We start from the raw sequence: 25,523 nt of genomic DNA, 5'->3' as shown, positions 1-25,523 counted from the left end.
TTCTACGATTTCCACCCCTTTGTACCTGCAGAGTTCCTTTATGATTTCCTTAAGGTCTTTTCGATATTGACCATATATTTCTTTTCGTCTATACTTTGGTGTGAATACGATATGGTATGTGCAATACCATTTTGTATGCGATAGCGAATTGGCTTTATGAGCCATGAGACATCACCGTTCCTTTCTTTTTTAGCGGTAACTTGAACACTTACCATTATAGAAGGAACGGTGATGTTTTTGTATAACTGTCTTGCCATCCACCTGCATAGCAGGTGGTTTATTGTTTCACGTCCTACGTACGCTCAACTGTCTAAAGACTAGATACAAGCTTCGCTTGTACTACAATACAAAAGAGGTATGATTTCATACCTCCTATTTCTTCTCTTTTGGTGTTTTAATAATGGTTTTACATTCAGGATAGTTTGAACAAGCCTTAAACAAGCCAAAACGTCCTCGTTTCCAGACAACATCAGCACCACAATTTGGACATTTATCACCAGTTGGCTTTCCAATCAGTTCATCACCTTCACGTGGCTTCTTCTTGATATATTTGCAGGTTGGATAGTTCGAACAAGCTTCAAATTCACCATAACGTCCACGTTTATAAACCATTGGTGAACCACACTTTGGACAAGTCTCACCAGTTGGCTGACCAGTTCTGTCATTAGGATCTTTTTTGATATATTTACATTCAGGATAATTTGAACAAGCAACAAACTCTCCATAGCGTCCTTTACGGATGACCAAGTCACCACCACATTCAGGACATTTTTCACCTGTCTTCTTTGGTTCAATTTTTTCCATTTCCTTGTTTGCCTTATCAAGCAATGGTTCAAACTTGTTTTCAAAGGTTGTGATGGCATTGAGATAAGTATCTTCCCCATTCGCAATCTCATCTAATTCATTTTCCATCTGGGCCGTATATTCAACATTAATGATTGGATCAAAGTATTCAACAAGCTTTTCATTCGTCAGCATGCCACTTTCTGTTGGCTTAAACGTCTTATCCACCATTTCGACATATTCTCTTGCCACAATCGTATCAATAATTGTCGCATAAGTAGATGGTCGACCAATGCCAAGTTCTTCAAGTTCCTTAATTAGCTTAGCTTCGGAATAACGAGCTGGAGGATTGGTAAAGTGCTGTTCTTTATCAACCTTCTGGCTTTCAAGGTGTTCACCTTCAACAAGTTCTGGTAAGAATGTGTCCTTGTTTTTCTCATACTGACTATAAACCTTTAAGTAGCCATCAAACTGAATGCGTGAACCTGATGCATTGAATTTATAATCATTATTGTCTAATATAACACTTGTCGCATCCACCTTAGCCGCACACATCAATGATGCAAGAGCACGGGCATAGATAAGTGAATACAATTTGTATTGATCCGTATTCAAATGACTCTTAATTGATTCAGGCGTGCGTGTAATATCTGTTGGTCGAATGGCTTCATGAGCATCCTGTACATTTTCTGTCTTATTTGAAACCTTCACACGCCCTACATACTGCTTCCCATAATTTTCTTCAATATAATCATGAGCAGCACTAATAAATTCTGGTGCTAAACGGATTGAGTCAGTACGCATGTAAGTGATAAGACCAACTGTCTCACTGCCAATATCCACACCTTCATATAACGACTGGGCAACTTGCATTGTACGCTTTGCCTTAAAGCCTAGTTTTGTGCTTGCTTCTTGCTGTAATGTAGAAGTGATGAAAGGTGCTTTAGAATTTCTGCGCTTAACAGTTTTCTTGAGCGTCTCAATGACAAATTCCTTATTTAAAGCATTATAGACAGCATCTGTTTCTTCTTGTGAAGAAAGCTTGATTTTCTTATTCTTGTATTTTGAAAGATCAGCTGTAAATTCCATGCCATCTTTGACAAAATGTGCTTGTACGCTCCAGTATTCTTCAGGTACAAACTTATTAATTTCTGCTTCACGTTCACAAATAAGTCTTAAAGCTACTGACTGCACACGGCCAGCAGATTTACTTTTAATCTTACGTTGTAAAAGCTTAGAAAGCTTAAAACCGATAATACGATCAAGTACACGTCTTGTTTCCTGGGACTTTACAAGATCCTGATCGATCTGACGAGGATGCTGCAGGGCTTCAGTGACGGCACGCTTTGTCACCTCGTGGAAAACAACACGGTTATCCTCATCCATTGGAATACCAAGTACCTGTGCTAAATGCCAGCTAATCGCCTCTCCCTCACGGTCAGGGTCGGTTGCAAGATAGACTTTATCTGCATCTTTTACATATTGTTTTAGTTCTTTTACAACATTCTTCTTATCTTTATTGATAGTATAGCTTGGTTCATACCCATTCTCAACATCAACACCTAATCCACCTTTGCCCGATGTTGCAAGATCACGAATATGTCCCTTTGATGATGTAACCACATAATCCTTACCAAGATATTTACCGATGGTTTTAGATTTAGATGGTGATTCGACAATTACTAGAGAGCTCATACACCAAACCTCCTTACGTTTTTCTATTATTAATCATATTTCTTGAAATTGTCAACATTAATATAATTCCTCAATAATATCTTCCACCTTCATAACAAGCTTTGCCCCTTGGTCAATCAACTTATTACAACCACCATGATCATAGATCCGGCCGGGAATCGCAAAGACATCTTTCCCTTGTTCTAGAGCACATCCGACAGTTATCATTGTCCCACTTTTTTCTTGTGCCTCAACAACAAGAAGGCTACTTGATAATCCAGCGATAATTCTATTGCGTTTGGGAAAATCAATACGCCGAGGCATTTGATCAAAGGGGATTTCAGATATAATGAGATGCTCATGTTTCATGACATCATAGATATCCGTATTGCTTTTAGGATAGATATAATCAATCCCCCCACCTAATACAGCCACAGTATGACCATGATAGCGCATAGCAGCCCGATGACTTGCGCCATCAATGCCAATAGCCATCCCCGATACAATGGTCAGATGGTGCTCTACAAGTCCTTTGACAAGATGATTAGTTGCATAAAGGCCATAATCCGATGGATGACGCATGCCAATAACACCAATTGATGGCTCATTCAATAATTCGATATGGCCATAATAAAAGAGTACAAAAGGTGGGCATTGTATATTCTTGAGGGCAGAAGGATAATGCGGCGATAAAATTGTCACATAGTTTGAATGAAGCTTGGCCTTAAGTGCCATTGCTTCATCTTGATTGACTTCTTCTTTATTTTGTACGGCTTGCATGATGGCATGAAAATCTCCCCGATACTTCAATGCAAAATATAATAATACTTCCTCCATCACATATTCCCCTTCAAAAAGGCATCCTGATCCATCTGGTCAATGATTTCAATAATATCATGGAACAGCAAGCCAAAGAATTCAGCAATCTCATCATGATGAAAATAACTATAAAGAAGCGTCCCAAGAACAACAATATGTTCAGTCAGTCGTGGCTTTTGATCATACTTCAGGCTATAAGTTCTAACATTGTCCTCAACAAGTTCAGCTTTCAAATACATCACCTGGACATTCTTAAGCTGACAAAAGTCCTCAAGCATACCCGTCACTTTCATGACAGCCATGACGTCTTCAAAGCCTTTAAGAAAAATATCGACATTAAAATCTTCATCATAGCCAAACAACAAGAACACTTCATGATAAAGATCATCAAAGAGCCTCTTCTTATTCACATCATCCATTTTAACACATAACCTATTTTGAATTACTTCAATACTTGTCACCACCCTCATAATTTCATCCCCTTTCGAATGAGGATATTCGCCCTTCTCTCGACATCAAAATATAATTCATCCGCAATGAGCTCAACACATCTTGCTTCACTTTCACAAAGACTATTGCCTAGAATAATACTTAATACAAGAGCTTTCTGCCGGTAATTCAAATTGTCATAGAAAGAAGAAAAGTGAAAGGAATGTTCTTCCTTAAAAACACCTATATCCTTAAAATTTAATATGTTAAGCATATTAGGAGAAAGCTTATTTGTAGCTCGTAAGTAATTGGCATTCGTGCTTATATCGTAAAAAACGGCAAAACGCTTGATAAAGGGAGCACTCTCGTTCATGTTGAAACGACCATTATGCATGATAATTTCTAACAATGCATTGGCAAGAAAAAGATGACCTCCACTTAAAAAGATCGATTGCTTCTGGTTGATTACAATTGTGCCTTCATGACATAGATGAATATGACATATTTCATTTTCCATTTAAAAAACACCTCCTATTTATTTATTCGTAAATAAAAGGCATTTTTCTCACCTAAAAAAGAAAAAAATAAAAAAACATCTCAATTAGAGATGTTTAAAGTGTTGTGACAATACCATAAATTAGAACAATCAGTCCTAAAACAATACGATACCAGCCAAAAACCTTGAAATCATGCTTCTTGATGTATCCCATTAAGAACTTAATAACGATCATGCTTGTCACAAATGCAACAATACAGCCAACAAGCAAGACCATAATTTCTGTAGATGTAAAGGCTAAGCCAAATTTTGCAATCTTCAGCAAGCTTGCCCCAAACATGACAGGAATTGCTAAAAAGAATGTGAATTCTGCAGCTACCGTACGGCTAACGCCAAGCATTAATCCACCTAGGATTGTTGCACCAGAACGTGAAGTTCCTGGGAATACTGCTGCAATAACCTGGAAAACACCAATAAGTAAGGCTGTCTTGCCATTTAATGTCTTTAATGAATGAATTTTTGGACTTAAATCTTTATTTTTATTTTCAATAATGATGAAGCCAACACCAAAGACAATTAAAGCAATGGCTACAACCCAATAATTATAGAGATGAGCATCAATCCAGTCATCAAATAAAATACCAATAATAGCAGCAGGAACACAAGCTAGAAGAATCTTTAACCAAAGATCAATAATGTCCATATTGACATAACGCTTATAGCCTGTTTCTTTTGAATCATTTCTAAAAGGCCAAATCTGCTTCCAGAAAATGACAACAACAGCTAAGATTGCCCCAAGCTGAATGACGACTTCATACATGCTGTAGAATTGAGGTGAAGTCAATTTTTCAAGTGAAATAAACTGATTCAATAGAATCATGTGGCCGGTTGAACTGATTGGAAGCCATTCCGTAATCCCTTCAACAATACCAAATAAAATACTTATTAAATATTTAAGCATACCCATTCTCCCTTAAAACAATATTACCTTAACATAATTGATAACTTTTTCAATATCATTCATCATCAAAGATTGATAATTGTTTATTTAGCACATCCCTAACAGGTTTAAAAGAACGACGATGAATAGGACAAACACCATATTTTTCCAATGCTTCTTTATGTGCTTTTGTGACATAGCCCTTATTTTTTTCAAAGCCATATCCAGGATAGAGCTTGCCATATTCTTTCATGATCCTGTCTCTTGTGACTTTAGCCAGAATGCTTGCGCCACCAATCGACATACTTTTTGCATCACCTTTGATTATGGATAGATGATCAATAGCCCCCTCACCTAGAGGCATGGCATCAGTCAAGGCGAAATCAGGCTTGACGCTAATGCGGTCAATAATACGACGCATTCCCGTCCGGCTTGCTTCATAGACATTCAGTTCATCAACCTCTTCAACCGAGATAATTTCAATGTCAAACGCCAAAGCATTTTCAACAATAAAATCATAAAGCAATTCACGTTTCTTTTCAGACAATTTCTTACTGTCATTAATCCGTTCATCATAGAAATCTTTTGGAAAGATCACACCACCAACAACTAATGGACCTGCCATTGGTCCGCGCCCAGCTTCATCTAAACCGATAATGGTATGATAGCCTTTCATGTAAGCTTCATTTTCAAATTGTAATCTCTCACACATCGGCTTTCTCCCATGTAATGCCACCAAACACGCCATCACTTAAATCCTTGAAAAAGACATCCTGAACTCGTTCATAGTCAATTTCCCCCTTCAATAAGGGTAAATGGCGAATCTTTGCGATTTGTGCATAGGCATCAAGAACCCAATCTTCATCCTCATTGAAAACAAGATCATAGCGCCCTTTTAAGGCATCAGGATAATTCTTATTGAGATAGCCTAAAGCATAAATAAAGAGCTCATCAAGAGGCAGGATATCACGCTTGATTGAGCCAATCAGGGCAACATTTCGCGCTATTTCAAGATCATCATACTTTGGTGGAAGAACACCCGGAGTATCAAAGAGCTCAAAATCCTTATTTACACGAATAATCTGTTGGGCTTTCGTAACCCCAGGCTTATTGCCAGTAACTGTTGCCTTGCGCTTTGCCAGGGCATTGATCAAAGTTGATTTGCCAACATTAGGCACCCCCACAATCATCGCTCTGATGGCTCTTGGCTTGAGTCCTTTGCGTGCTTCTTTTTCGCGTTGTTCTTTTAAGATTTCAAGACAATAATTAATGATTTTATTTGTATCTTTAAAGTGCTTTAAATCAATGGCCATCGCCTTATAGCCACGTTCTTCAAATTTTTTTATCCAGGCATTCGTACACGCCTGATCAGCTAAATCCTTCTTGGTCATTATAACAAGACGGGGTTTATTCTTTAAGAGTCGATCAAATGTATGATTACGTGAAGAGAAAGGTGCTCTTGCATCAACAAGTTCAATAACCATATCAACAAGCTTTATACGCCCTTCAATTTCCCGCTGAGCTTTTGCCATATGCCCAGGATACCATTGTAATTGTGCCATCATATCCTCCTATTGTATTTTCTTAAAATGACTCAATGGAAAGACAACTACACCATCCCGGCTACTAATATCCTGCAGTGAAAAAGGACCAAGTTCACGCGAGTCGGTGGAATGGAGTCGATTATCTCCCATCAAGAAATACTGATTCTTTTTTAAAGTGATTGTGAAATCATTTGTCATACTATCTTGTAAAAAGGGTTCCTTGATATATTGTCCATTAATATAAAGCTTATTATCTCGATATTCCATCTTGTCAAAGGGCATGCCAATAACGCGCTTGACAATATTTTCATTAAGCTGGTGACTATAGGCAACAACGATATCAAATCGCTTCAAAGACTTGATGGAGTTTCTATTGCTTAAAAAGAAGTCATGATCATAAAGTGTTGGTTCCATCGAACGTCCATCGACCAATACGGGTAAGGTATTGATTCTAATCGTTAGAGAGAATACTAGGACAATCAATAAAAACAATACAACATTCTTATATTTTTTCATATACATTCCCCCTAGAAAAAAAGGAATGGAGGCAAGCTCCATTCACTCTTTTTAGTCCTGACGAATTTCTTTAATTCTAGCAGCTTTACCAGATAAACCACGTAAGTAGTGTAATTTAGCACGACGTACTTTACCGATTTTAGCTACTTCGATATGATCGATAATTGGTGAATGAATAGGGAATACTCTTTCAACACCTACCTGGTAAGAAATCTTTCTAACTGTGAAAGTTTCACCAATGCCTTTACCTTTTCTAGCAATGCAGACACCTTCAAATAACTGTAAACGTGTCTTATTACCTTCCTGAATCTTAACGTATACTTTTAAAGTATCACCTGGCTTAAAAGTAGGAACGTCATTTCTTAACTGACTCTTTGTAATTTCGTCAACTAACTGCATATTCATAATTATGCTTCCTCCTATAGATATAATGTCTTCAAAGCTCATTCGTATATAACCAGCGGAGCTCCTGCGTCTTTACGACTGTGATATAATAGCACTATTTGATACTTTAATCAATCATTTTTATTGATTTCACGCATCATTTCTGCTTCTTCTTTTGTAAACTGGTGTTTTTCTAATAAATCCGGGCGTTTACGTTTTGTTTTTAATAGCGACTGATAAAGGCGCCATTTACGGATATTTTCATGATGACCACTTAATAAGACATCAGGAACACGACTGCCTTCATATTCAGCAGGCTTTGTATATTGTGGATATTCTAATAAGTCGTTGGTAAAAGAATCGTCTTCATGACTGCTTTCTCTTATTGCCCCTTCGAGTAAACGCACCACGCTATCAGCCACAACCATACTGCCAAGCTCACCACCCGTTAGCACATAATCACCAATCGATAACTCAACATCAACATAATCTCTAATACGTTCATCAAAACCTTCATAATGACCGCAAATAATCACCAGATGCTTTTCTAATGAAAGCTTTTCTGCATAGTGCTGTGTATGTCGCATTCCCTGAGGTGACATAAGAATGACTAATGAGTCCTTTGTCACAACAGTTTTTAAGCAATCCAATAGTGGCTGACATTTAAGGACCATGCCGGCTCCCCCTCCATAAGGTGTATCATCCACACTTTTATGCTTATCCAAGGCAAAATCTCGAAAGTTATGGATTTCAATTTCAACAACACCCTTATCGATGGCACGCTTAATGATTGAAGTATGTAAGAAGCCTTCAAACATTTCAGGAAAGAGTGACAGAATATCAATCTTCATCAATAAACCCCGCAATCAATTCCACATCAATACGTTTCTGATCAATATCAACATTCTTGACAAACGCATCCACCTTAGGAATAAGAACCTGTTTGCCATTGTAATCAACAACAAAGATATCCTGATATGTATTATCCTTTAGATCTACAACCTTACCAATTTCCTTGCCATAGTTATAAACCATACAGCCAATATAATCAGAAACATAATGTTCATCTTCATCCAATAAGCTTTCATCACGATAGGCATAGAGAAAACAGCCCTTATACTGTTCCACAAAATTAATATTTTCCAAATCCTTAAAAGTAATCAAATCATAGCCCTTATGAACACGATGACGGCTAATTTCCAATTCAACATCTTCATTATGAAAACGTACAAAGAGACTATTTCCAACCTGAAATCTTTCATCAGGAAAATCTGTATAAGCATCCACTTTCAATTCACCACGGATGCCAAATGTATTCACAATCTTACCTACTCTAACCTTTTCCATATCCACCTCAATAAAAAAGAGATGTCAGCGACATCCCTTATTCTTCACCATAAGATTCAAACTTGATATCTAAACGCTTATTGTTCATACGGCTTGGCACACTCATTAATCTTCTAATGGAATTCGCCATAATACCGTGTCTGCCAATGAGTCTCGCAATATCTTCATGATCAGCATAGACAACAAGAGTTAATGTATCTTCATCAAGTGAAGGCATTTCTCTTACCTCTAAACGATCCTTATTGTGAACTAATTCTACAGCGATATCATGTAATGTCTTAACGTAATCCATAGGCTAAGCCTTCTTTGAATCTGCGAATGCCTTCATGACGCCTTCTTTAGAAAGGATGTTCTTTACTGTATCTGAAGGCTGAGCACCTTTTGATAACCAGTTTAAAACTTCTTCCTTATTTAATGTCACTTTTGCTGGATTCTGTCTTGGATCATATGTACCTAACTGAGCAATGAAACGACCATCTCTTGGTGCTCTTGAATCAGCAGCTACAATTCTATAGAAAGGAGCCTTCTTAGCGCCCATTCTTTTTAATCTAATTTTAACAGCCATGTGTATATCCTCCTTTAAGTTGCATTCCAAGTATAACATAAGAAAGACAAGTGTCAAGTATTTTTACTTAACACTTAATCTTTTTCTTGATGAATCGGCATGATATCAAATATATATTCCTGATCATCTTCAGCTTTTAGACAATATTCATCAAGCACTGGGGCACCCCAGCTATCATCACCACCAACACCCATCTGTTTATTCATGATTGTCAGGTAGGTATAGTAGCTTCTTTCTGGCAATTCATATTGATGCAAGGTGGCATCAATCATCTGCCAGCTAAATGGCAGAGCTGTGAATTCGAAAGGTGCATCAACCATCGTAAAACGCAAGCCTTCCTCATCATGATCGAGCAATGTGACTTCCCGCACATCCGTACGGTTCCCACAAGCTTGTGGCTTGAGATATGGCGTAAGATTGTCTTTAACTGTTGATTCAAAGAAACCGATACGGCTGCCCTTCTTACGATCAACATAGTTTTCATGTGGTCCTCGCCCTAGATAGCTGAAATGATCGAGCTTGTGGCTTAAAGTAAAGAGTGTGCCAAAAAGTGGAACTTCAGGTAAATGAGGCTGTCCATAGTAATGATATTTCACTCTAACAATACCAGGTGAGCGTACATAATAAGTCAGTTCAACACGAACTCTTGGCTGTAATAAAACAGTATATTCATATGTAATGCTTACTTCATGCAAGTCTTCTGCAATATGATAGTTCATATTCGTTAGCGCCTGCGCATTAGAAGCTCCATTCCAGACATTACTTGTAAAATGATGGGCATATCCTCTTTCATTATCCGTTGTAGCACGCATAAAGACAGGACGTGGTCCACGGATCATATATTCCTTATTGCGATATTTAAGTGAAGATAAGCCTTCTTGTGAGAAGAGAACTTCAAAGTCTTGACATTTAACGCCTAAATCACCATCTCCAGGTATCACCACAAGTGGTTCTTCAACATAAGGCATATCATTATAACGGCCTAAGACACACTGTCCAAATGCGACTTCAAATCCCTGATCTGCCCATAAGCATTGTTCTTTTAGATGCGCACTAACCGTGAGAATGACTTCACCAGGATGGAATGTTCCAAAATCAATTGGGACATGGATTTCTTCTTGCGGCTTGACGATGGCTTCAAATGCTCCTTCCCTGATGACTTCTTTTCCCTGTGTTGCCTGGTATTTGAAAATGAGATCAGATGTGTCTTTGAAAAGACGTTTGGAACGAATAGATACCCCTGATTCATCAACCTTCAAGATGATATCCTGATATTGGTATTTGACTTCATCTGCTTTAGGAGATGGCATGCGATTCGCAAAGACAATCCCATCGCCACAGAAGTTATAATCCGTATTGCGGTCATCAAAGTCTCCCCCATATCCTAAAACCTTTTCACCAAAATCATTCGTATGGCTAATTGCCTGATCAATATAATCCCAGATAAATCCACCTTGATATTTCTCATATTGATCTTCTAGTTCGATATATTTCTCCATGCCTCCTAAGCTATTGCCCATGGCATGCATATATTCACAGCTGATATAAGGCTTCTTTGGCGCATTTTGAAGATAGTCTGCTATGTCTTTGGCTTTGGCATACATCCTGCTTTCCATATCCGTTGCCTCACTATAGTCTCTATTCCAAGTGCAGCCTTCATAGTGAACAAGGCGTGTAGGATCCGTCGCTCTAAAATAGTTGGCCATATTGACAATATCCTCGCCCGCATAGCTTTCATTGCCACAACTATAAATAAGAACACTTGGATGATTCTTATCACGCTCCAACATACTTTTAGCACGAGCAAGGACACATTCCTGCCATTCTTTAAGATTGCCAGGTATATTCCAGCTTGGTTCTAACTGACCAAGTTTCTGCCATGATCCATGGGATTCCATATTTGTTTCGTCAATTAAGTAAATACCATACTGATCACATAAGTCATACCATTCATTGACATTAGGATAATGAGACGTACGTACAGCATTAATATTATGTTGTTTCATGAAACGAATATCATAAAGCATTTCCTCATGGGAAATAACACGCCCATTATCACAGCTAAATTCATGACGGTTAACACCTCTAAATACAATTCGCTTTCCATTGAGCTGCATGATGCCATCACGCATCACAAACTCCCTGATACCAACATTGACTGGTACAATTTCTAAGCATTCGTTTTGATTATAAACTTCAATAACCAGCTGATAGAGATAAGGGTCTTCACTGCTCCATAAGTGTGGATTATCTAAATCAAAAGAGAAAGTTGTATCACATCCTTCATAAGATGCAACCACATCTTCATCCTCCATCAATTTTGCCTTAAAATGAAAGTCTTTACCAACCATCCTTAATGCAACATTGACCTTAGCCTTTTGATACATGTCACTTAAGGGTGTTGTCACATGGACATCTTCAATATAACAATCAGGTAGGCCATATAAAGCAACTTCTCTAAAAATGCCAAAGAACCGCCACATATCCTGATCTTCTAGCCAGCTTCCCGAACAATGCTTAAAGACTTCCACGGCAAGTTTATTAGTGCCAGAAAGGATATAGGGTGTTATATCGAACGAACTAGGTGTAAAAGAGTCTTCACTATAGCCTACAAAATGTCCATTTAAATAGACATTCATAGCACTCTCAACACCTTCAAAGCGCAGAATGATATGTTTATTAGCTAAACTAGGCTTAATAGAAAAATTACAAATATAGCTTCCAACTGGATTATCCGTCTTGCTGACATAGGGAGGTCTTAAATATTCATGGCCATCCCATGGATAGAGCGTATTAATATACTGCATTTGTCCATAGCCCTGCATTTCAATATGACCAGGGACCTTAATTGTCTTAAAATCATGATAATCGACATTTTCTGCTTTATAGAAAGTTTTATTTCGCATATCTGGATTTGGTGCATAGCTAAAAAGCCATTCGCCGTTCAGCGATTGCTTAAAACTCTCTTGATGATTTTTTAAGTCTTCATAATGACGATAGTGCTTATGACTACTTGTTGGTTTGAGAACATTGATGGCAAAGACCTCAGGATTCTCTAGATAGCTTAAATCTACTTCAGACATATTCTTCCTCCCATTTGACAATATCATTATAGATGGAAACTAAAATATTGTAAACGGTTTCTTGAGAGACAAAAAAGCCGCTTAAGCGACTTCCTGATTGTGGCTATAGACAATCTTGCCACCACAAATTGTATAACGCACACGACCTTTGACGCGACGGCCAATAAATGGTGAATTGTGACTCTTGGAATGAAAATCAGCTTCACTGATTACCCATTGTTCATTTTCATCAAAGATACATAAATCTGCATCCTTACCAACTGTAATCGTTCCCTTATCCATACGGTAGAACTCAGCTGGCTTAAGGGTCATCTTTTCAATCACATCTTCCACCTTCATAAAGCCAGGTTCAACCAAAGCTGTTAATGAAAGAGCTAATGATGTTTCTAGGCCAATCATTCCTGAAGGTGCACCATGAACAATGCCCTTATCCTTTTCTTCTTTGGCATGGGGAGCATGATCAGTAACAATCATATCAATTGTTCCATCGACTAAGCCTTCAATCAATTTCATGCGATCTGTTTCGCTTCTTAGTGGTGGATTGACTTTTGCATTAGCCCCCTGGGTAAGAACATCTTCCTCAGTTAGGGTGAGATGCTGAGGGGTAACTTCAGTCCAGACATCAACGCCCAGATTTTTCATAAAGCGAATGATATCAACACTCGTTCCTGAGGAAAGATGCTGAATATCAATACGACAGCCGGTTTCTTTTGCCAGGAGACAATCTCTTGCCGTAATCGTTTCTTCGGCTAAATGGCTCGCTCCAGCAATTCCAAGACTATCTGCTATCGGTCCTGCATTAACACCTGCACTGCCAACAAGAGCTGGATCTTCCTCATGAAGGGAAATAGGCATATTGAGCGATTTCGCAACACGCATTGCTTCAAGCATCACCTTAGGATCACTGATTGGAACACCATCATCAGTAAAACCAATCGTTCCCGCCTCTTTTAAGGAAACCATGTTCGTAAGCTCTTTGCCCTTCATCCCCAAGGTTACATTGGCAGTTTGTAAGACATGAATCGGCAAGCTTTCTGCCCGTTTTTGAATATCTTGAAGCACTTCGACATTGTCCACACATGGCTTTGTATTGCCCATGCAGACAACTGTTGTAAAACCGCCTGCCTTGGCCGCATTGGCCCCTGTTTCAAGGGTTTCCTTATGGGTAAAGCCAGGATCTCTAAAATGCACATGATTGTCGATAAGCCCTGGTGCAACGATGAGATTTGTAGCATCAAGAACATCCGCATTTTCTTCTTCAATATGTTCATCAATCTTGATGATTTTATCTTCATCAATCAATATATCTAATATGGCATTTGTTTTTGTTTTTGGATCAATAACCCGACCATTCTTGATTAAAAGCATTTTCTTATCACCTCTAAGCTATCATACCAAAAAAGGACGTGTAACAACACGTCCAATACATTATTTCTTCTTTTTCTTTTTACGAACCTTCTTACGATTCTGATTGCCAATATAAGGATTCTGCTTTGGACGACCAGGCATTCCTGTACGAGGATCAATATTGCCCATCATCTTCATAACCTTCTTGCTTTCTTCAAACTGCTTTAAAAGACGATTAACAGCAGCCACATCCATACCGCAGCCCTTCGCAATTCTCTCTTTGCGTTTCAAGGTAATAATGTCTGGATGACGACGTTCTTCTTTCGTCATGGAATAGATGATGGATTCAGTAATCTTAAGTTTAGCCGCTGAATCTTCATCGCTGAAATTAGGTAATTTAGGCATACCTGGAATCATCTTGAGAATGCCTGATAAAGGTCCCATTTTCTGCAGTTGGTGCATCTGGACAAGCATATCATCCAGGCCAAAAGTACCATTCTGCATCTTTGTGATGGCCTTCATGCTTTCTTTTTCATCATAGACTTCCTGAGCCTTTTCAACCAAGGAAACAACATCCCCCATGCCCAGGATACGATCAGCCATACGATCAGGATAGAACAAATCAATATTCTCTAGCTTTTCACCTGTACCAATAAATTTAATAGGCACACCTGTCATATAGCGAATAGAGATAGCTCCACCACCTCTAGAATCACCATCAAGTTTTGTCAAAACAGCCCCAGTTACACCAAGCTGATCATTAAAACTCTGTGCTACATTCGCAATTTCCTGACCGGCTAAAGCATCCACAACTAAAAGAATTTCATCCGGATTGGCAATAGCTTTAAGGTTTTCAAGCTCCTTCATCAAGCGTTCATCAATTTGTAAACGTCCAGCGGTATCAATCAAGATCACATCATTATTGTTGGTGCGGCCATATTCCAAAGCTTCTGTGACAATCTCTTCAGCTGAGAACTCGGTACCCTTCGCAAACACTGGAACATCAAGTGTCTCACCTAAAGTCTTTAACTGTTCAATGGCAGCTGGACGATAAATATCGGCTGCAACCATTAATGGCTTCTTGCCTTTTTTATCACGTAAATATTTCGCAATCTTACCTGCTGAAGTTGTTTTACCTGAACCTTGTAGACCAACCATCATAATGATTGTTGGATTCTTATCAACATTGATTTCAGAGACCTCTGTCCCAAGCAATTCCACCAATTCATCATGCACAATCTTAACAACAAGCTGTCCTGGTTTTAATGAACCAACAACATTCTGTCCTTTAGCCTTTTCACGTGTATGATCAATGAATTCTTTTACTACATTAAAGTTTACGTCTGCTTCAAGTAATGCTAAACGAATCTCCCTTAGCATATCCTCCATATTTTCATCAGTTAATACGGATTGTCCTCTAATTTTCTTAAGAGACTCTTGAAGTCGATCTGATAATGATTCAAAAGCCATAATGTCCTCCTATAATCTTCTCAACATCTCAAGATATTCATCAATATCTTCATGTTTCTTCTTATTTTCTTCTTCTATTTCATCAATCAAAGCCATACGCTTTTGATGACGCTCTAAAAGATGAAGTTTTTCTTCATACTTCTCCATTAGCTTAATTGCTCTTTTGAGATTATCATAGACGGCATTTCTACTGACATGTAAATCATCTGCAATTTCACTTAAAGACAAGTCTTCTTCATAATATAAAGATATATACTGATTCTGTTTATCTGTCAATAAATCTCCATACATATCATGAAGTAAAATAATATGTTCTTTCTTCTCTAATAAATCTTCCATGCCTACCCCATCAAGTCATGACATAAGCCATAAATATATTGTTCAAGATCAAATTCCTGTAAGTCATCAATCTTTTCACCCAGACCAATAAACTTCACCGGAATATTCAACATATCCTTAATAGAAAGCACAATACCACCCTTAGCTGTGCCATCCATCTTCGTTAAGACAATACCTGTAATATCGGTAATCTTGCTGAATTCAACAGCCTGATTGACACCATTCTGACCTGTTGTTGCATCAATGACAAGAAGGGTTTCTTGAGGTCCATCAGGCACTTCACGCTTAATAATGCGATTCATTTTCTCAAGCTCTTTCATCAAGCCAACTTTGTTTTGTAAGCGGCCAGCTGTATCACAGATTAAGACATCAGCATGAGCTTCTTTCGCTCTTTTTAAGCCATCAAAAATAACTGATGAAGGATCGCCACCCTCTTTGCCTGTAACACATTCAATTCCTAAGCGTTCTGCCCAGACAGCCAGCTGATCAATTGCCCCAGCTCTAAATGTATCACCAGCAGCCACCATGACCTTCTTATGATCTTCTTCCATGATCTTATGGGCAAGCTTGCCAATGGTTGTTGTCTTGCCAGCCCCATTGACACCAACCATCAAGATGACCGTTAAGCCTTCTTTGGCATAGTTGAGCTTAGTTGTCATAATGGAATCATTGGCATAAATGACAAACATCTTATCCGCAATAATCTCATTAATCTCACGGGGATCCTTGATATTATTAAGACGCACTTCCTTCTTAATTTCATCAACAATCGTCATCACCATATTCACACCCACATCACTCATGATCAGGATGTTTTCAAGTTCTTCAAAATAATTATCATCAATTTCACGATAGCGAGCTGCTAGAGCATTCATTCGTGAAGAAAAGGTTTCTGATGACTTATCTAGACCCGCTACATATTTTTCATTTGTCTTTGCCGACTTACCGACAATGGCTTCTTTAATACTCTTAAAAAATCCCATATTTCTCCTCCATTAAGCACTCGCCATCTGTGTGGCATCTTCAAACTTTACACTGACAAGTTTCGTTACACCTTTTTGTTGCATCGTTGCCCCATATAATAAATCACATTGGGCCATCGTACCTTCACGATGGGTAACAACGATAAACTGTGTCTTGTCAGAATATTCCTGTAAGTACTTCGCAAATCTTTCAACATTGGCAGGATCCAAGGCTGCCTCTACTTCATCAAGAATAGAAAGAGGCACGGTTCTTACGGACATCATCGCAAAAAGACAGCTCAAGGCAATTAAGGCATTTTCGCCCCCCGAGAAGGAATGAAGCTTAGCCGCTTTTCCTGGTGGCTGGGCTTCGATATCAATACCCGTCTCTAAGATATTATCCGGATCCGTATATTTGAGCTGGGCATAGCCACCGCCAAAAAGATATCTAAAGACACGGTTAAATTCCGTATTGATCTTTTCAAATGTATCCGAGAAACGTTCAACCATAATCTGATCCATATCACTGATGGCTTTCATCAATGCATCCTGTGCTTCACGTAATTCGATACGGTTTTTATTGAGTGTCTCATAACGCGATGAAACATCTTCATATTCTTGAATGGCATCAAGATTGACATTGCCTAGAGAGGCAATTCGCATTCTGAGTGAACGAACCGTTTCTTTAGCCTGATCAAGATCAACGTCCTCATTTAAGAACTCCAAGGCATGATCATAAGTCATCTGGTAGGATTCATTAAGGCGGTTGAGAGCATTCTGAATATCTGTTTCATATTTTGTTTTCGCAATACGATGATCTGTAATGCCCTTTTCAATCACCCTCTGTGTTGCCCTCAATTCACGTAGTTCACTTGAAAGCATATCATTTTCATTGACATAACGCATGCGCATGTCACGCTTGTATTGAATTTCTTCTTTCAATGCATCACGTTCACGCTTTGCTTCATTGAGTTCATCGAGAAGCTTGTTATCAGAAGGATCTGCTTCAAGTTCTTCTAAGTTGGCTGACTGATGGGTGAGGGCTTCATATTCGCTTTTCGCAACCTGCAAGTCGTTCATCTTATTGGTAACCACAACCTCAAGTTTCGCAAATGAGACCTGTTTTTGCAAGAACATCTGATGAATTTCACGCCCCTCATTTTCCAAACGCGCTAATTCCATTCTTGCATTACGCAGGTTGTTTTCCTCTTCACCAATGCGCTTTTCAATGCGTTCTAGCTCACCTTTATGGGTGAAAGTGTTGTTGGTATTCTTTAAACTACCACCTGTTAATGAACCACCTACATTGACCACGTCACCTTCCAAGGTAACAACCTTGAGACGATGATGAATATTCTTTGAGAGTCTTGTCGCATGATCCAGTGTATCAGTGACAACAATCTGTCCAAGCAAGTTCAGGACAATTTGTTCAATATCCTTGTCATATGTGACAAAATCACTCATAACGCCCAAATAGCCTTCACTACTTGTCGCAATCATGGCAAGATCACTGCGTATTGTTCGCCCCTTGATGACATCCAAAGGCAAGAATGTTGCACGTCCAGCCTTATTGCGCTTTAAATAATTGATACCATTTTTGGCATCACGTTCACTCACTGTGATAATAAACTGGGCACTGCCCCCAAGCGATACCCCAACGGCCTTTTCATAGCCTTCATTTGGGACAATCAAATCACTGACAACACCTCTTATACCAGCTAGTGTATCGGCAGCTTTTAAGATGGTCCGTACCCCATAAGACAAGCCTGATTTGTTTTCAAGCTGATCCTTGATCTGGGCTCTTGTTGCCCGGAGCTGATGCAAAGAGATATTGATATTTTCAATCTTGTTGCGTTGATTGTTTGATGCAATATCACACTGACGTGTTCTTTCATCCAGTTCTTCTTTTTCTTTCTTTGTTTCATTATAACGTTCAACACGATCATTATATTCACTTAATGCATCCTGAAGCATCGCTTTCATATTGGCAATTTTTGCTTCAAGGTCTTCTTTATTTGTCGATTCAAGAATATGTTTACGATTAGCGTCAATCTCAACTTTCTGCATTTCTAAGTCATTGACTCTATTCATTGCTGCTAAAAGTTTCCCTTGCAAGTCATTGACTTCCTGATCAAGCTGATACATTTTCGCTTCAAGTTCTTCTTTCTTGCCTTCATTAAGTGTCATTTGGGCTTCATTCTGCACTTTATCACTATCAAGCTTCTTTAATTCCTGATCAACAGTTTTGAGTTCTTCTGTAAATTTCTGGATTTCTTTGACAAGAACACTGACTTCAATTTCCTGAAGCTGATCTTTTAATGACAGATAGGTTTCTGCTTTTTCTTTTTGTCGTTTCAAGGGATTGAGCTGGCGTTCAAGCTCATTGACAATATCTTCAACACGTTCAAGATTTGTCGTTGTCCGCTCTAGTTTTGCGACAGATTCCTTCTTACGCTGCTTATAGCGTGCAACCCCAGCAGCTTCTTCAAACATCCCACGGCGCTCTTCTGGCTTGCTTTGAACAAAGGCATTGATGGAATTCTGGGAGATAATTGATAAAGAATCACGACCTAGTCCCGTATCCATCACAAGATCCGTAATATCCTTTAAACGACATTGCTGGCGATTAATATAATATTCTGCATCGCCACCATCACGATAAATACGTCTTGTGATTTCGACTTCATTGCTGTCATTATCAAGGTAATGATCTTCATTATCAAAAACCAAAGTCACTTCTGCCATATTGAGTGGCTTACGATCTTCTGAGCCGGAGAAAATAACATCCGTCATCGTATCCCCACGCATGGCCTTTGCACTCTTTTCACCAAGCACCCAGCGTATCGCATCGGTAATATTCGATTTTCCACAGCCATTAGGCCCAACAATGCCTGTTACACCAGGTTCAAATTCTATTACACTCTTATCCGCAAAAGACTTGAACCCCTGCAGTTCTACTCTTTTTAGATACATATATCTACTTCCTTAATATAACTTTTCCCTTTTCAAAGCCTTCAATGACTTCTAGGGCATAAACATCCAATCCAGTTTCTTGCTGAATTCTTCTCATGCCAGACTGGAATCCTTTCGCAATAACAACTCCAATCCCTTCAACAGTCGCATGTGCTTGCTGGCATAAATCATACATCCCTAATATGGCTTCACCATTGGCAAGAAAATCATCGAGAATAAGCACATGATCATCTTCATTTAAATAATCAGCAGAAACACGGGCAGTGTAATCTGTATTTTTGGTGAAGGAATGAATAGTTGTTGTATAGGCATGATCATCCGTAATCTTTGAAGCTGCCTTTTTCACAAAAACAACTTTACAATTATTAAAATACTGTGCACAAATCACAGCTAAACCAATCCCACTTGCTTCAATCGTAAGAATCTTATTAATCTTTTTATCCCCAAAATGTTTTTGAAAGGCCTGTCCCATTTCCTGAAACAAACTCACATCAATCTGATGATTGAGGAAACTATCCACCTTGAGAATATCCGGTTCAATTACATATCCTTCTTCTTTAATCTTCTTTTCCAGTATTTTCATGTTCTTTATCTCTTTTTATATTTAATCTTTTCGCAAAATCACTAAATGGTGCATAGGGAATCTTGACAGTGAAAACACTGCCAACATCTTCCTGACTTGTCACATCAAGAGAGAATTCATGTAAATCTATGATTCTCTTAACAATTGATAGACCAAGCCCATTGCCTTCTACGCTGCGAGATTTATCTTCACGATAGAAACGTTCAAAGATATGACTGATGGCTTCTTCACTCATGCCTACCCCCGTATCCTCTACACGTACTTCAATATCCTTTGTCGTCTTACGCACATCTACCGTCACGACACCATGTTCATTAGTATATTTGATGGCATTGCCAATAAGATTAATCCAGACCTGTTCCATTCTTGCTTCATCACCAACGATTTCAATATCACCACGAGGATGTTTGAATTCAATTTCGATATCTTTTGATAAAGCATTATTGTCTTCCGTCTCAATGACACGGTTGAGCTGATCAATAAGGGAATATTTGCTTTTTTCTAGCTGGACATCTTCACCTTCCAGCAAAGTCAACTGCAACATATTCTTTGAGAGTGTTGAGAGTCTTTTAGCATTAAAGGCAATAATATCCGCATATTTCATACGCTGCTCAGCGGGCAAATCTTCCATTTTCAAGATACCCGCAAAACCACTGATGGCTGTTAATGGCGTCTGGAACTCATGGGAAACATCGGAGATAAACTGTTGTCTTCTTGCTTCTTGCTTATTGAGCTCAACAGCCATTTTATTGAAGGCAACATAGAGCTTGCCAATCTCATCGTCTCCCGCATAGCCAACACGAACCTTGTAATTCCCTTTTGATAGTTCCTTTGTGGCAGCCGTTAATTTACTAATAGGTCTAACAATAATATCACTCACAACCAAAAATACCACTGTCCCAACAAGAAACATGATCACACCTGACAAGATAAAAGAATCTAAAAAGGCTGATGCGGATTTGCTGACATCTTTCTGGACAGTAATAATATAGATTTGATTATGAATTTTATAGCTTTTGGAGTACTGATAGAAATTATCATGATTTCTCATCTTGACAACGCCTTCCTTGTCTTTCATTGACTTCATTGAGGCATCATCAAGCACTAAGCCAATCTGAACTTTGCCAAAACTATCATGAAGCGTACCCCCTTCAATATGAAAGGCACTCTTGCTTGTCTTGGCATAATCATCAAGGATGCGTCTAATATCCTGTTCATCAACAGCTTCTACTAGATCCGCGATATGTTCATTTCTACCCTTCAATTCTTCCAAAGCAACACTTTGTGTATTGCTTGAAGAGCGTTTAACAATATAATAGCCCGTTGCGCTAAAAGAAAGGATGAGGGTAATAAGAAATCCCATAAACAATTTCGAATAAACAGATTTGAGATTCATTATTCCACCTCAAGCTTATAGCCAACACCACGAACTGTTACAAACTTAAAGCCTGGTAAACCTTTGAGATTTTCACGTATACGCTTAACATGTACATCTACAGTACGATCAAAGCCGTCATAGTCCATGCCCCAGATCTTCTCAATAAGCTGTTCACGTGTAAAGATCTGATTAGGATGTTTAGCGAGCTCAAAGGCTAATTCAAATTGCTTCAATGGCAGATGAATCGTTTCATCAAGATAGCGTACTTCATATTTATCACCATCAAAGACAACATCACCAATCTCAACAATATTCGAAGAATTAATGGAATAACGTTTTAAGATTGCCTTAACACGGGCTAATAGCTCTTCTGGATCAAATGGCTTTGTGACATAGTCATCAACACCAAGAGAAAAGCCTTTGAGCTTATCTTTTGACTGTGACTTTGCCGTCAGCATAATAACAGGAAATGCACGATACTGACGCATCTCTTCAACAAGCGTGAAGCCATCCATACCAGGCATCATTATGTCCACAATGGCCAAATCAATGTACTGGTTTTCAACGATTTCTATCGCCTGCTCACCATTTGCCGCCTGAATGCATTCAAAACCTTCTTTATCTAAATAGAATCTTACCAATTCTCTAATATGTTCTTCATCATCGACAATCATAATCTTAGATTTCATGATAATCACCCCACAATACCATACATTATAACATAGAAGCCCTTATAATTATAGACCAAAAAAGCTAACCATGATGATTAGCTTTTGGTTGTGATAAATATAAGTTTTGTGACAGTTTTTGCTTCATTACTATCATCAAGATAAGTCAGTTTGACTTCATCCCCTGCTTTGCTTAAAGGCAGCTGTGGGTTTACCTTGATGGAAGCAATATATGTCTTCGTATCATTTTCTAAAGTGAAATAGTAGGTTGTATTGCCATCAACAACGACTTCCTTGATGGAAGCAATCTTGCCTTCAGTTTTATTTGTCAAGGTCTTGATTTTCGCATGCCCTGAATCATTAATCAGCTTCATATAATTTTCCCGGGCCTCTTTTACACTATCACCAATGCCGACAATCTCATAATTCTCGACTGAGACAAAGGCATATTTCTTAACCAGGCCTTCTTCATCCTTTAAAGAAAGGAAGTAACTAGGGACATTATCAACATTCAACAAGATAGGGAATGTCGCATCATAGCCATAGTTTTCCACCTTGCCTTTTGCGGATTTCATCGCACTCGCTTCTGTTGCTCCTGCAATAGGATAGAATTTGGCTTTCTTTGTGCGCATATTGACAAGGGCAAAACCAACATTACTGCTATCTCCCGAGACTGATGTAAAGCCTGTATACATATAAATATCATCATCAATAGCTAGATAGGAATAACCCTTTGTCGGCTTGAGGACACCTTTTTGTGATAAGTAGTTATTGAAAAAGCCCCCTGAATACTTGCCTGAATTTTCAAGTTGCTTGTAGATGAGCTCAGCAGGATAGACACGGTCCACCCATTTAGGCACTTTTTCCCTGCGGTAGTAGCGCACATGCCCACTTGATGCATCAACGACAATCGCTCCCTTAATATCCCTGCCGCCAAATAATCCAATCTCATAAGTGTAGACTGGCGCAACATAAAACGGGTTACCCTTTTCATCAATTTCAAACGCTGGTTTCGCATACATCAAAGTTGGATAACGGAAACGAATATAGCGATTAATATTACGAAAGAAATGATCATGAATGGTAAACTTCATCTTGTTTTCAAGTTTCACAATCTTTGTATCCTGAGTGACCATATCAACCATGATATAGGCGGGAAGCCCGGACCAGTGATTCGTCAGCCATTTAAGATTGCTACCATAGTTAAGTGTCGTCACACGAACAGCTTTACCATTGTAATTGATCTGGTTATACGTATTATCAACCACAAACTGGCTGACATATTCACTCATTGAGCCCATCTTCTTGTCACCAAGCTTAATTGCCGATTGCTTGTCAACAACAGGGATGGCATTCTCTGTCACTTTCTCATTATCTTTATAGAAATCATTGCTTTTTGTCAGCTGTATTTGACGCGCATACTTTTTCGCATTCAACATTTCTGTCGATAAATAAGGACCAATTGCATTCACGCCAAGAGCTACAACGATCAATAGGCATAAAAGCCACTGCAACTTATCAAAACGATGCAAAAAAATCAAACGCAGAAAGACGAAGACGCCAATCGTAATAGCCAATGTGACAAGAAATGTTCGACTATGAAAGTTAATCGGTGTTAAAGTAAAATACTCGCTCGCCACAAACATAATGCATGTAATAAGCAGGGCGAGTAATGTCTCTTTAAAAGGATTTTTCTCTCTTTTCTTCTCCTCACTCTTCTTCTCGTCCATGTGCAATCACCTCCTGCACATCGTTAATAAGATCAGGCAGTTGATCAATTGTTTCTAGTGTGGCGCCTGCTGCAAGCATATGCCCCCCACCATGATAACGTGAAGCGACTTCATTGACCGGATAATGTCTTGAACGCAAGGAAACACGAATATTGCCTGCTTCCTTATTTTCAGTAATTGCACCCCATATTTTGAATTCTTCAACATTGCTTAAAACATTGACATAATTTGAACCTTCATTACGGCTAATGCCAAGTGTTTTTAGGGTCTCATCACTAAGATAATAATAGGCAAAGCCACCTGCATTCTTATAATGATTCAGAATATATTTTGTAACCTGCAAATCCTTCTCTTTACGCACATACATTGAAGCATAGATTTCTTCAATATCAATACCTTGATCAATCAAGATTGAAGCTGCTTCAAAAGTATGTCTTGAAGTATTACGGTAGAGGAAGCGATTAGAATCCCCCACAATCCCAATATAAAGTGCCCGTGCTCCCTGCACACTTAGATTGTAACTGCCGAGTACTTCCCCAATCAACAATGTCACAATCTCAGCACAGCTAGAAGCATCCACGCGTTCATAATTTAAATCACCATATTGATCAACAACTAAATGGTGATCAATCTTAATCACTTCCTGTGCTAATGATAAATCACCATCAATTCGTTCTCTGTTGGCAGTATCGAGTACGATGGCTAATGCTTTCTTGCCTGTTGGCTTTGTAATTGGCATGCCTTCAGGTAAGAAGATTTTATTGAGGCCTTCATCCTCTTGTCCCATAAGCACAATATTCTTAAAAGGATAATTTGCTTTTAAGAAGGCATACATGCCTAGCTGTGAGCCATAGGCATCCAGATCTGGATTGACATGGCGATAGATAAGAATCTCTTCATATGCATTGATCTTTTCAATTATTTTTAACATCATTTACTCCTTTATCTTAAACATCCTTGAATGTATAAGTCACAACTTCACAGTTTTTAATGCCCGCACTCGCAAATTCATCATTGGTCATATTGTGAAAATAAGACGCAACAATGCGTGCAATACCATTATGTGCCACTAGTAAATACGTCTTGTCACTTTCTTTTAATTCATCAAGCAGCCCATAGATACGATGAGCCATCTGCATCATGCTTTCGCCTCCATCAAAGTCATAACAGAATGTCCTTTTCGCAAGATAGAAATCATGACCATCACGGGGTGTTGATTCAAACTTACCAAAATTCTGTTCCTTAAGCCTTCTTTCTTCCATCGCCTTAATACCGGTGATTTCACTTATATGCATAGCTGTATCCTTAGCTCTTATTAAAGGCGAATAGAGAATGAGATCGATAGGCAAATGGGCATCAAGAATAGCTTGCCCGCAGGCAATAGCCTGTCTATGACCAAGTTCTGTTAAACCGATATCCGTTGCCCCACATATTTTGTTTTCAACATTCCAGAATGTCTGGCCATGTCTTGTGAAATAGAGTTTCTTCATGAC

26 protein-coding genes are annotated in these 25,523 nt (G+C 38.7%); all 26 read right to left on the bottom strand.

Going from position 1 to position 25,523, the window contains the following annotated elements; genetic code table 11:
- Nucleotides 1-165, bottom strand: a 165-nt coding sequence (locus tag T529_RS12770) for a transposase (protein WP_202962271.1), incomplete at its 3' end; no start/stop codon positions are given.
- A gap of 207 nt (nucleotides 166-372) precedes the next feature.
- Nucleotides 373-2,478: a type I DNA topoisomerase gene (gene topA, locus T529_RS0105805; protein WP_033162674.1), complete on the bottom strand. Its 2,106-nt coding sequence runs from the start codon at nucleotides 2,476-2,478 to the stop codon at nucleotides 373-375.
- A gap of 57 nt (nucleotides 2,479-2,535) precedes the next feature.
- Nucleotides 2,536-3,294, bottom strand: a complete 759-nt coding sequence (dprA, locus tag T529_RS0105800; RefSeq protein ID WP_033162673.1) for a DNA-processing protein DprA — start codon at nucleotides 3,292-3,294, stop codon at nucleotides 2,536-2,538.
- Nucleotides 3,294-3,746: a hypothetical protein gene (locus T529_RS0105795; RefSeq protein WP_033162672.1), complete on the bottom strand. Its 453-nt coding sequence runs from the start codon at nucleotides 3,744-3,746 to the stop codon at nucleotides 3,294-3,296. The genes dprA and T529_RS0105795 overlap by 1 nt, the downstream gene beginning before the upstream one ends.
- Nucleotides 3,743-4,222, bottom strand: coding sequence for a hypothetical protein (locus T529_RS0105790; protein ID WP_033162671.1), 480 nt, complete (start codon nucleotides 4,220-4,222; stop codon nucleotides 3,743-3,745). Before T529_RS0105790 ends, T529_RS0105795 begins: the two co-directional genes overlap by 4 nt.
- A 94-nt stretch (nucleotides 4,223-4,316) precedes the next feature.
- Nucleotides 4,317-5,168: an undecaprenyl-diphosphate phosphatase gene (locus T529_RS0105785; RefSeq protein WP_033162670.1), complete on the bottom strand. Its 852-nt coding sequence runs from the start codon at nucleotides 5,166-5,168 to the stop codon at nucleotides 4,317-4,319.
- A gap of 49 nt (nucleotides 5,169-5,217) precedes the next feature.
- Nucleotides 5,218-5,853 carry a ribonuclease HII gene (locus T529_RS0105780; protein WP_051646873.1) on the bottom strand — a complete coding sequence of 212 codons (636 nt, stop codon included), beginning with the start codon at nucleotides 5,851-5,853 and terminating at the stop codon, nucleotides 5,218-5,220.
- Nucleotides 5,846-6,703, bottom strand: a complete 858-nt coding sequence (gene ylqF, locus T529_RS0105775; protein ID WP_238560787.1) for a ribosome biogenesis GTPase YlqF — start codon at nucleotides 6,701-6,703, stop codon at nucleotides 5,846-5,848. The genes T529_RS0105780 and ylqF overlap by 8 nt, the downstream gene beginning before the upstream one ends.
- A 9-nt stretch (nucleotides 6,704-6,712) precedes the next feature.
- Entirely contained in the window at nucleotides 6,713-7,201 is a 489-nt protein-coding gene (gene lepB, locus T529_RS0105770) for a signal peptidase I (RefSeq protein WP_051646872.1), read from the bottom strand.
- Nucleotides 7,202-7,252: 51 nt separating this feature from the next.
- A complete protein-coding gene (gene rplS / locus T529_RS0105765) occupies nucleotides 7,253-7,606 on the bottom strand; it encodes a 50S ribosomal protein L19 (protein WP_081823074.1) in 354 nt (117 codons plus the stop codon).
- A gap of 110 nt (nucleotides 7,607-7,716) precedes the next feature.
- On the bottom strand, nucleotides 7,717-8,436 hold the full coding sequence (gene trmD / locus T529_RS0105760) for a tRNA (guanosine(37)-N1)-methyltransferase TrmD (RefSeq protein WP_033162667.1): 720 nt from the start codon (nucleotides 8,434-8,436) through the stop codon (nucleotides 7,717-7,719).
- Nucleotides 8,426-8,932, bottom strand: coding sequence for a ribosome maturation factor RimM (gene rimM / locus T529_RS0105755; RefSeq protein ID WP_033162666.1), 507 nt, complete (start codon nucleotides 8,930-8,932; stop codon nucleotides 8,426-8,428). Before rimM ends, trmD begins: the two co-directional genes overlap by 11 nt.
- Before the next feature lie 37 nt (nucleotides 8,933-8,969).
- The gene (locus T529_RS0105750; protein WP_033162665.1) at nucleotides 8,970-9,224 is read right to left on the bottom strand and encodes a KH domain-containing protein; all 255 of its coding nucleotides are present in this window, start codon (nucleotides 9,222-9,224) and stop codon (nucleotides 8,970-8,972) included.
- Between the two features lie 3 nt (nucleotides 9,225-9,227).
- Nucleotides 9,228-9,497, bottom strand: a complete 270-nt coding sequence (rpsP, locus tag T529_RS0105745) for a 30S ribosomal protein S16 (RefSeq protein WP_033162664.1) — start codon at nucleotides 9,495-9,497, stop codon at nucleotides 9,228-9,230.
- Nucleotides 9,498-9,571: 74 nt separating this feature from the next.
- A complete protein-coding gene (gene lacZ, locus T529_RS0105740) occupies nucleotides 9,572-12,580 on the bottom strand; it encodes a beta-galactosidase, LacZ type (RefSeq protein ID WP_033162663.1) in 3,009 nt (1,002 codons plus the stop codon).
- A gap of 81 nt (nucleotides 12,581-12,661) precedes the next feature.
- Nucleotides 12,662-13,948, bottom strand: a complete 1,287-nt coding sequence (locus T529_RS0105735) for a dihydroorotase (protein WP_033162662.1) — start codon at nucleotides 13,946-13,948, stop codon at nucleotides 12,662-12,664.
- A gap of 60 nt (nucleotides 13,949-14,008) precedes the next feature.
- A complete protein-coding gene (gene ffh / locus T529_RS0105730) occupies nucleotides 14,009-15,397 on the bottom strand; it encodes a signal recognition particle protein (protein ID WP_033162661.1) in 1,389 nt (462 codons plus the stop codon).
- Between the two features lie 9 nt (nucleotides 15,398-15,406).
- On the bottom strand, nucleotides 15,407-15,736 hold the full coding sequence (gene ylxM / locus T529_RS0105725) for a YlxM family DNA-binding protein (protein ID WP_033162660.1): 330 nt from the start codon (nucleotides 15,734-15,736) through the stop codon (nucleotides 15,407-15,409).
- Between the two features lie 2 nt (nucleotides 15,737-15,738).
- Nucleotides 15,739-16,719 (bottom strand): signal recognition particle-docking protein FtsY, encoded by a 981-nt coding sequence (ftsY, locus tag T529_RS0105720; RefSeq protein WP_033162659.1) that lies wholly within the window; start codon nucleotides 16,717-16,719, stop codon nucleotides 15,739-15,741.
- A 12-nt stretch (nucleotides 16,720-16,731) separates the two neighbouring features.
- Entirely contained in the window at nucleotides 16,732-19,671 is a 2,940-nt protein-coding gene (locus T529_RS0105715) for a chromosome segregation protein SMC (protein ID WP_033162658.1), read from the bottom strand.
- Nucleotides 19,672-19,675: 4 nt separating this feature from the next.
- Nucleotides 19,676-20,254, bottom strand: coding sequence for a xanthine phosphoribosyltransferase (locus tag T529_RS0105710; RefSeq protein ID WP_033162657.1), 579 nt, complete (start codon nucleotides 20,252-20,254; stop codon nucleotides 19,676-19,678).
- Nucleotides 20,229-21,650 (bottom strand): sensor histidine kinase, encoded by a 1,422-nt coding sequence (locus tag T529_RS0105705; RefSeq protein ID WP_033162656.1) that lies wholly within the window; start codon nucleotides 21,648-21,650, stop codon nucleotides 20,229-20,231. Before T529_RS0105705 ends, T529_RS0105710 begins: the two co-directional genes overlap by 26 nt.
- Entirely contained in the window at nucleotides 21,650-22,321 is a 672-nt protein-coding gene (locus tag T529_RS0105700; protein WP_033162655.1) for a response regulator transcription factor, read from the bottom strand. Before T529_RS0105700 ends, T529_RS0105705 begins: the two co-directional genes overlap by 1 nt.
- A 77-nt stretch (nucleotides 22,322-22,398) precedes the next feature.
- Nucleotides 22,399-24,030 (bottom strand): hypothetical protein, encoded by a 1,632-nt coding sequence (locus T529_RS0105695; protein ID WP_033162654.1) that lies wholly within the window; start codon nucleotides 24,028-24,030, stop codon nucleotides 22,399-22,401.
- Nucleotides 24,011-24,961 (bottom strand): DHH family phosphoesterase, encoded by a 951-nt coding sequence (locus T529_RS0105690; RefSeq protein WP_033162653.1) that lies wholly within the window; start codon nucleotides 24,959-24,961, stop codon nucleotides 24,011-24,013. The genes T529_RS0105695 and T529_RS0105690 overlap by 20 nt, the downstream gene beginning before the upstream one ends.
- A gap of 16 nt (nucleotides 24,962-24,977) precedes the next feature.
- A complete protein-coding gene (locus T529_RS0105685) occupies nucleotides 24,978-25,520 on the bottom strand; it encodes a histidine phosphatase family protein (RefSeq protein ID WP_033162652.1) in 543 nt (180 codons plus the stop codon).
- Between the last annotated feature and the right edge of the window lie 3 nt (nucleotides 25,521-25,523).

This window comes from Sharpea azabuensis DSM 18934 (assembly GCF_000702165.1).
Lineage (GTDB): Bacteria > Bacillota_I > Bacilli_A > Erysipelotrichales > Coprobacillaceae > Sharpea > Sharpea azabuensis.
This window is presented reverse-complemented; position numbering and strand designations above follow the sequence as displayed.

What these genes read in the sequence shown, in the direction of transcription:
- T529_RS0105750 (WP_033162665.1), bottom strand. Translation starts at nt 9,224, where the DNA reads ATGGATTACGTTAAGACATTACATGATATCGCTGTAGAATTAGTTCAC.
- ylqF (WP_238560787.1), bottom strand. Translation starts at nt 6,703, where the DNA reads ATGGCACAATTACAATGGTATCCTGGGCATATGGCAAAAGCTCAGCGG.
- T529_RS0105785 (WP_033162670.1), bottom strand. Translation starts at nt 5,168, where the DNA reads ATGGGTATGCTTAAATATTTAATAAGTATTTTATTTGGTATTGTTGAA.
- ftsY (WP_033162659.1), bottom strand. Translation starts at nt 16,719, where the DNA reads ATGGGATTTTTTAAGAGTATTAAAGAAGCCATTGTCGGTAAGTCGGCA.
- ffh (WP_033162661.1), bottom strand. Translation starts at nt 15,397, where the DNA reads ATGGCTTTTGAATCATTATCAGATCGACTTCAAGAGTCTCTTAAGAAA.
- rimM (WP_033162666.1), bottom strand. Translation starts at nt 8,932, where the DNA reads ATGGAAAAGGTTAGAGTAGGTAAGATTGTGAATACATTTGGCATCCGT.
- T529_RS0105695 (WP_033162654.1), bottom strand. Translation starts at nt 24,030, where the DNA reads ATGGACGAGAAGAAGAGTGAGGAGAAGAAAAGAGAGAAAAATCCTTTT.
- T529_RS0105705 (WP_033162656.1), bottom strand. Translation starts at nt 21,650, where the DNA reads ATGAATCTCAAATCTGTTTATTCGAAATTGTTTATGGGATTTCTTATT.
- T529_RS0105735 (WP_033162662.1), bottom strand. Translation starts at nt 13,948, where the DNA reads ATGCTTTTAATCAAGAATGGTCGGGTTATTGATCCAAAAACAAAAACA.
- T529_RS0105700 (WP_033162655.1), bottom strand. Translation starts at nt 22,321, where the DNA reads ATGAAATCTAAGATTATGATTGTCGATGATGAAGAACATATTAGAGAA.
- rplS (WP_081823074.1), bottom strand. Translation starts at nt 7,606, where the DNA reads ATGAATATGCAGTTAGTTGACGAAATTACAAAGAGTCAGTTAAGAAAT.
- T529_RS0105780 (WP_051646873.1), bottom strand. Translation starts at nt 5,853, where the DNA reads ATGTGTGAGAGATTACAATTTGAAAATGAAGCTTACATGAAAGGCTAT.
- T529_RS0105790 (WP_033162671.1), bottom strand. Translation starts at nt 4,222, where the DNA reads ATGGAAAATGAAATATGTCATATTCATCTATGTCATGAAGGCACAATT.
- topA (WP_033162674.1), bottom strand. Translation starts at nt 2,478, where the DNA reads ATGAGCTCTCTAGTAATTGTCGAATCACCATCTAAATCTAAAACCATC.
- ylxM (WP_033162660.1), bottom strand. Translation starts at nt 15,736, where the DNA reads ATGGAAGATTTATTAGAGAAGAAAGAACATATTATTTTACTTCATGAT.
- lepB (WP_051646872.1), bottom strand. Translation starts at nt 7,201, where the DNA reads ATGAAAAAATATAAGAATGTTGTATTGTTTTTATTGATTGTCCTAGTA.
- T529_RS0105710 (WP_033162657.1), bottom strand. Translation starts at nt 20,254, where the DNA reads ATGAAAATACTGGAAAAGAAGATTAAAGAAGAAGGATATGTAATTGAA.
- T529_RS0105690 (WP_033162653.1), bottom strand. Translation starts at nt 24,961, where the DNA reads ATGTTAAAAATAATTGAAAAGATCAATGCATATGAAGAGATTCTTATC.
- T529_RS0105715 (WP_033162658.1), bottom strand. Translation starts at nt 19,671, where the DNA reads ATGTATCTAAAAAGAGTAGAACTGCAGGGGTTCAAGTCTTTTGCGGAT.
- lacZ (WP_033162663.1), bottom strand. Translation starts at nt 12,580, where the DNA reads ATGTCTGAAGTAGATTTAAGCTATCTAGAGAATCCTGAGGTCTTTGCC.
- dprA (WP_033162673.1), bottom strand. Translation starts at nt 3,294, where the DNA reads ATGGAGGAAGTATTATTATATTTTGCATTGAAGTATCGGGGAGATTTT.
- T529_RS0105685 (WP_033162652.1), bottom strand. Translation starts at nt 25,520, where the DNA reads ATGAAGAAACTCTATTTCACAAGACATGGCCAGACATTCTGGAATGTT.
- rpsP (WP_033162664.1), bottom strand. Translation starts at nt 9,497, where the DNA reads ATGGCTGTTAAAATTAGATTAAAAAGAATGGGCGCTAAGAAGGCTCCT.
- T529_RS0105795 (WP_033162672.1), bottom strand. Translation starts at nt 3,746, where the DNA reads ATGAGGGTGGTGACAAGTATTGAAGTAATTCAAAATAGGTTATGTGTT.
- trmD (WP_033162667.1), bottom strand. Translation starts at nt 8,436, where the DNA reads ATGAAGATTGATATTCTGTCACTCTTTCCTGAAATGTTTGAAGGCTTC.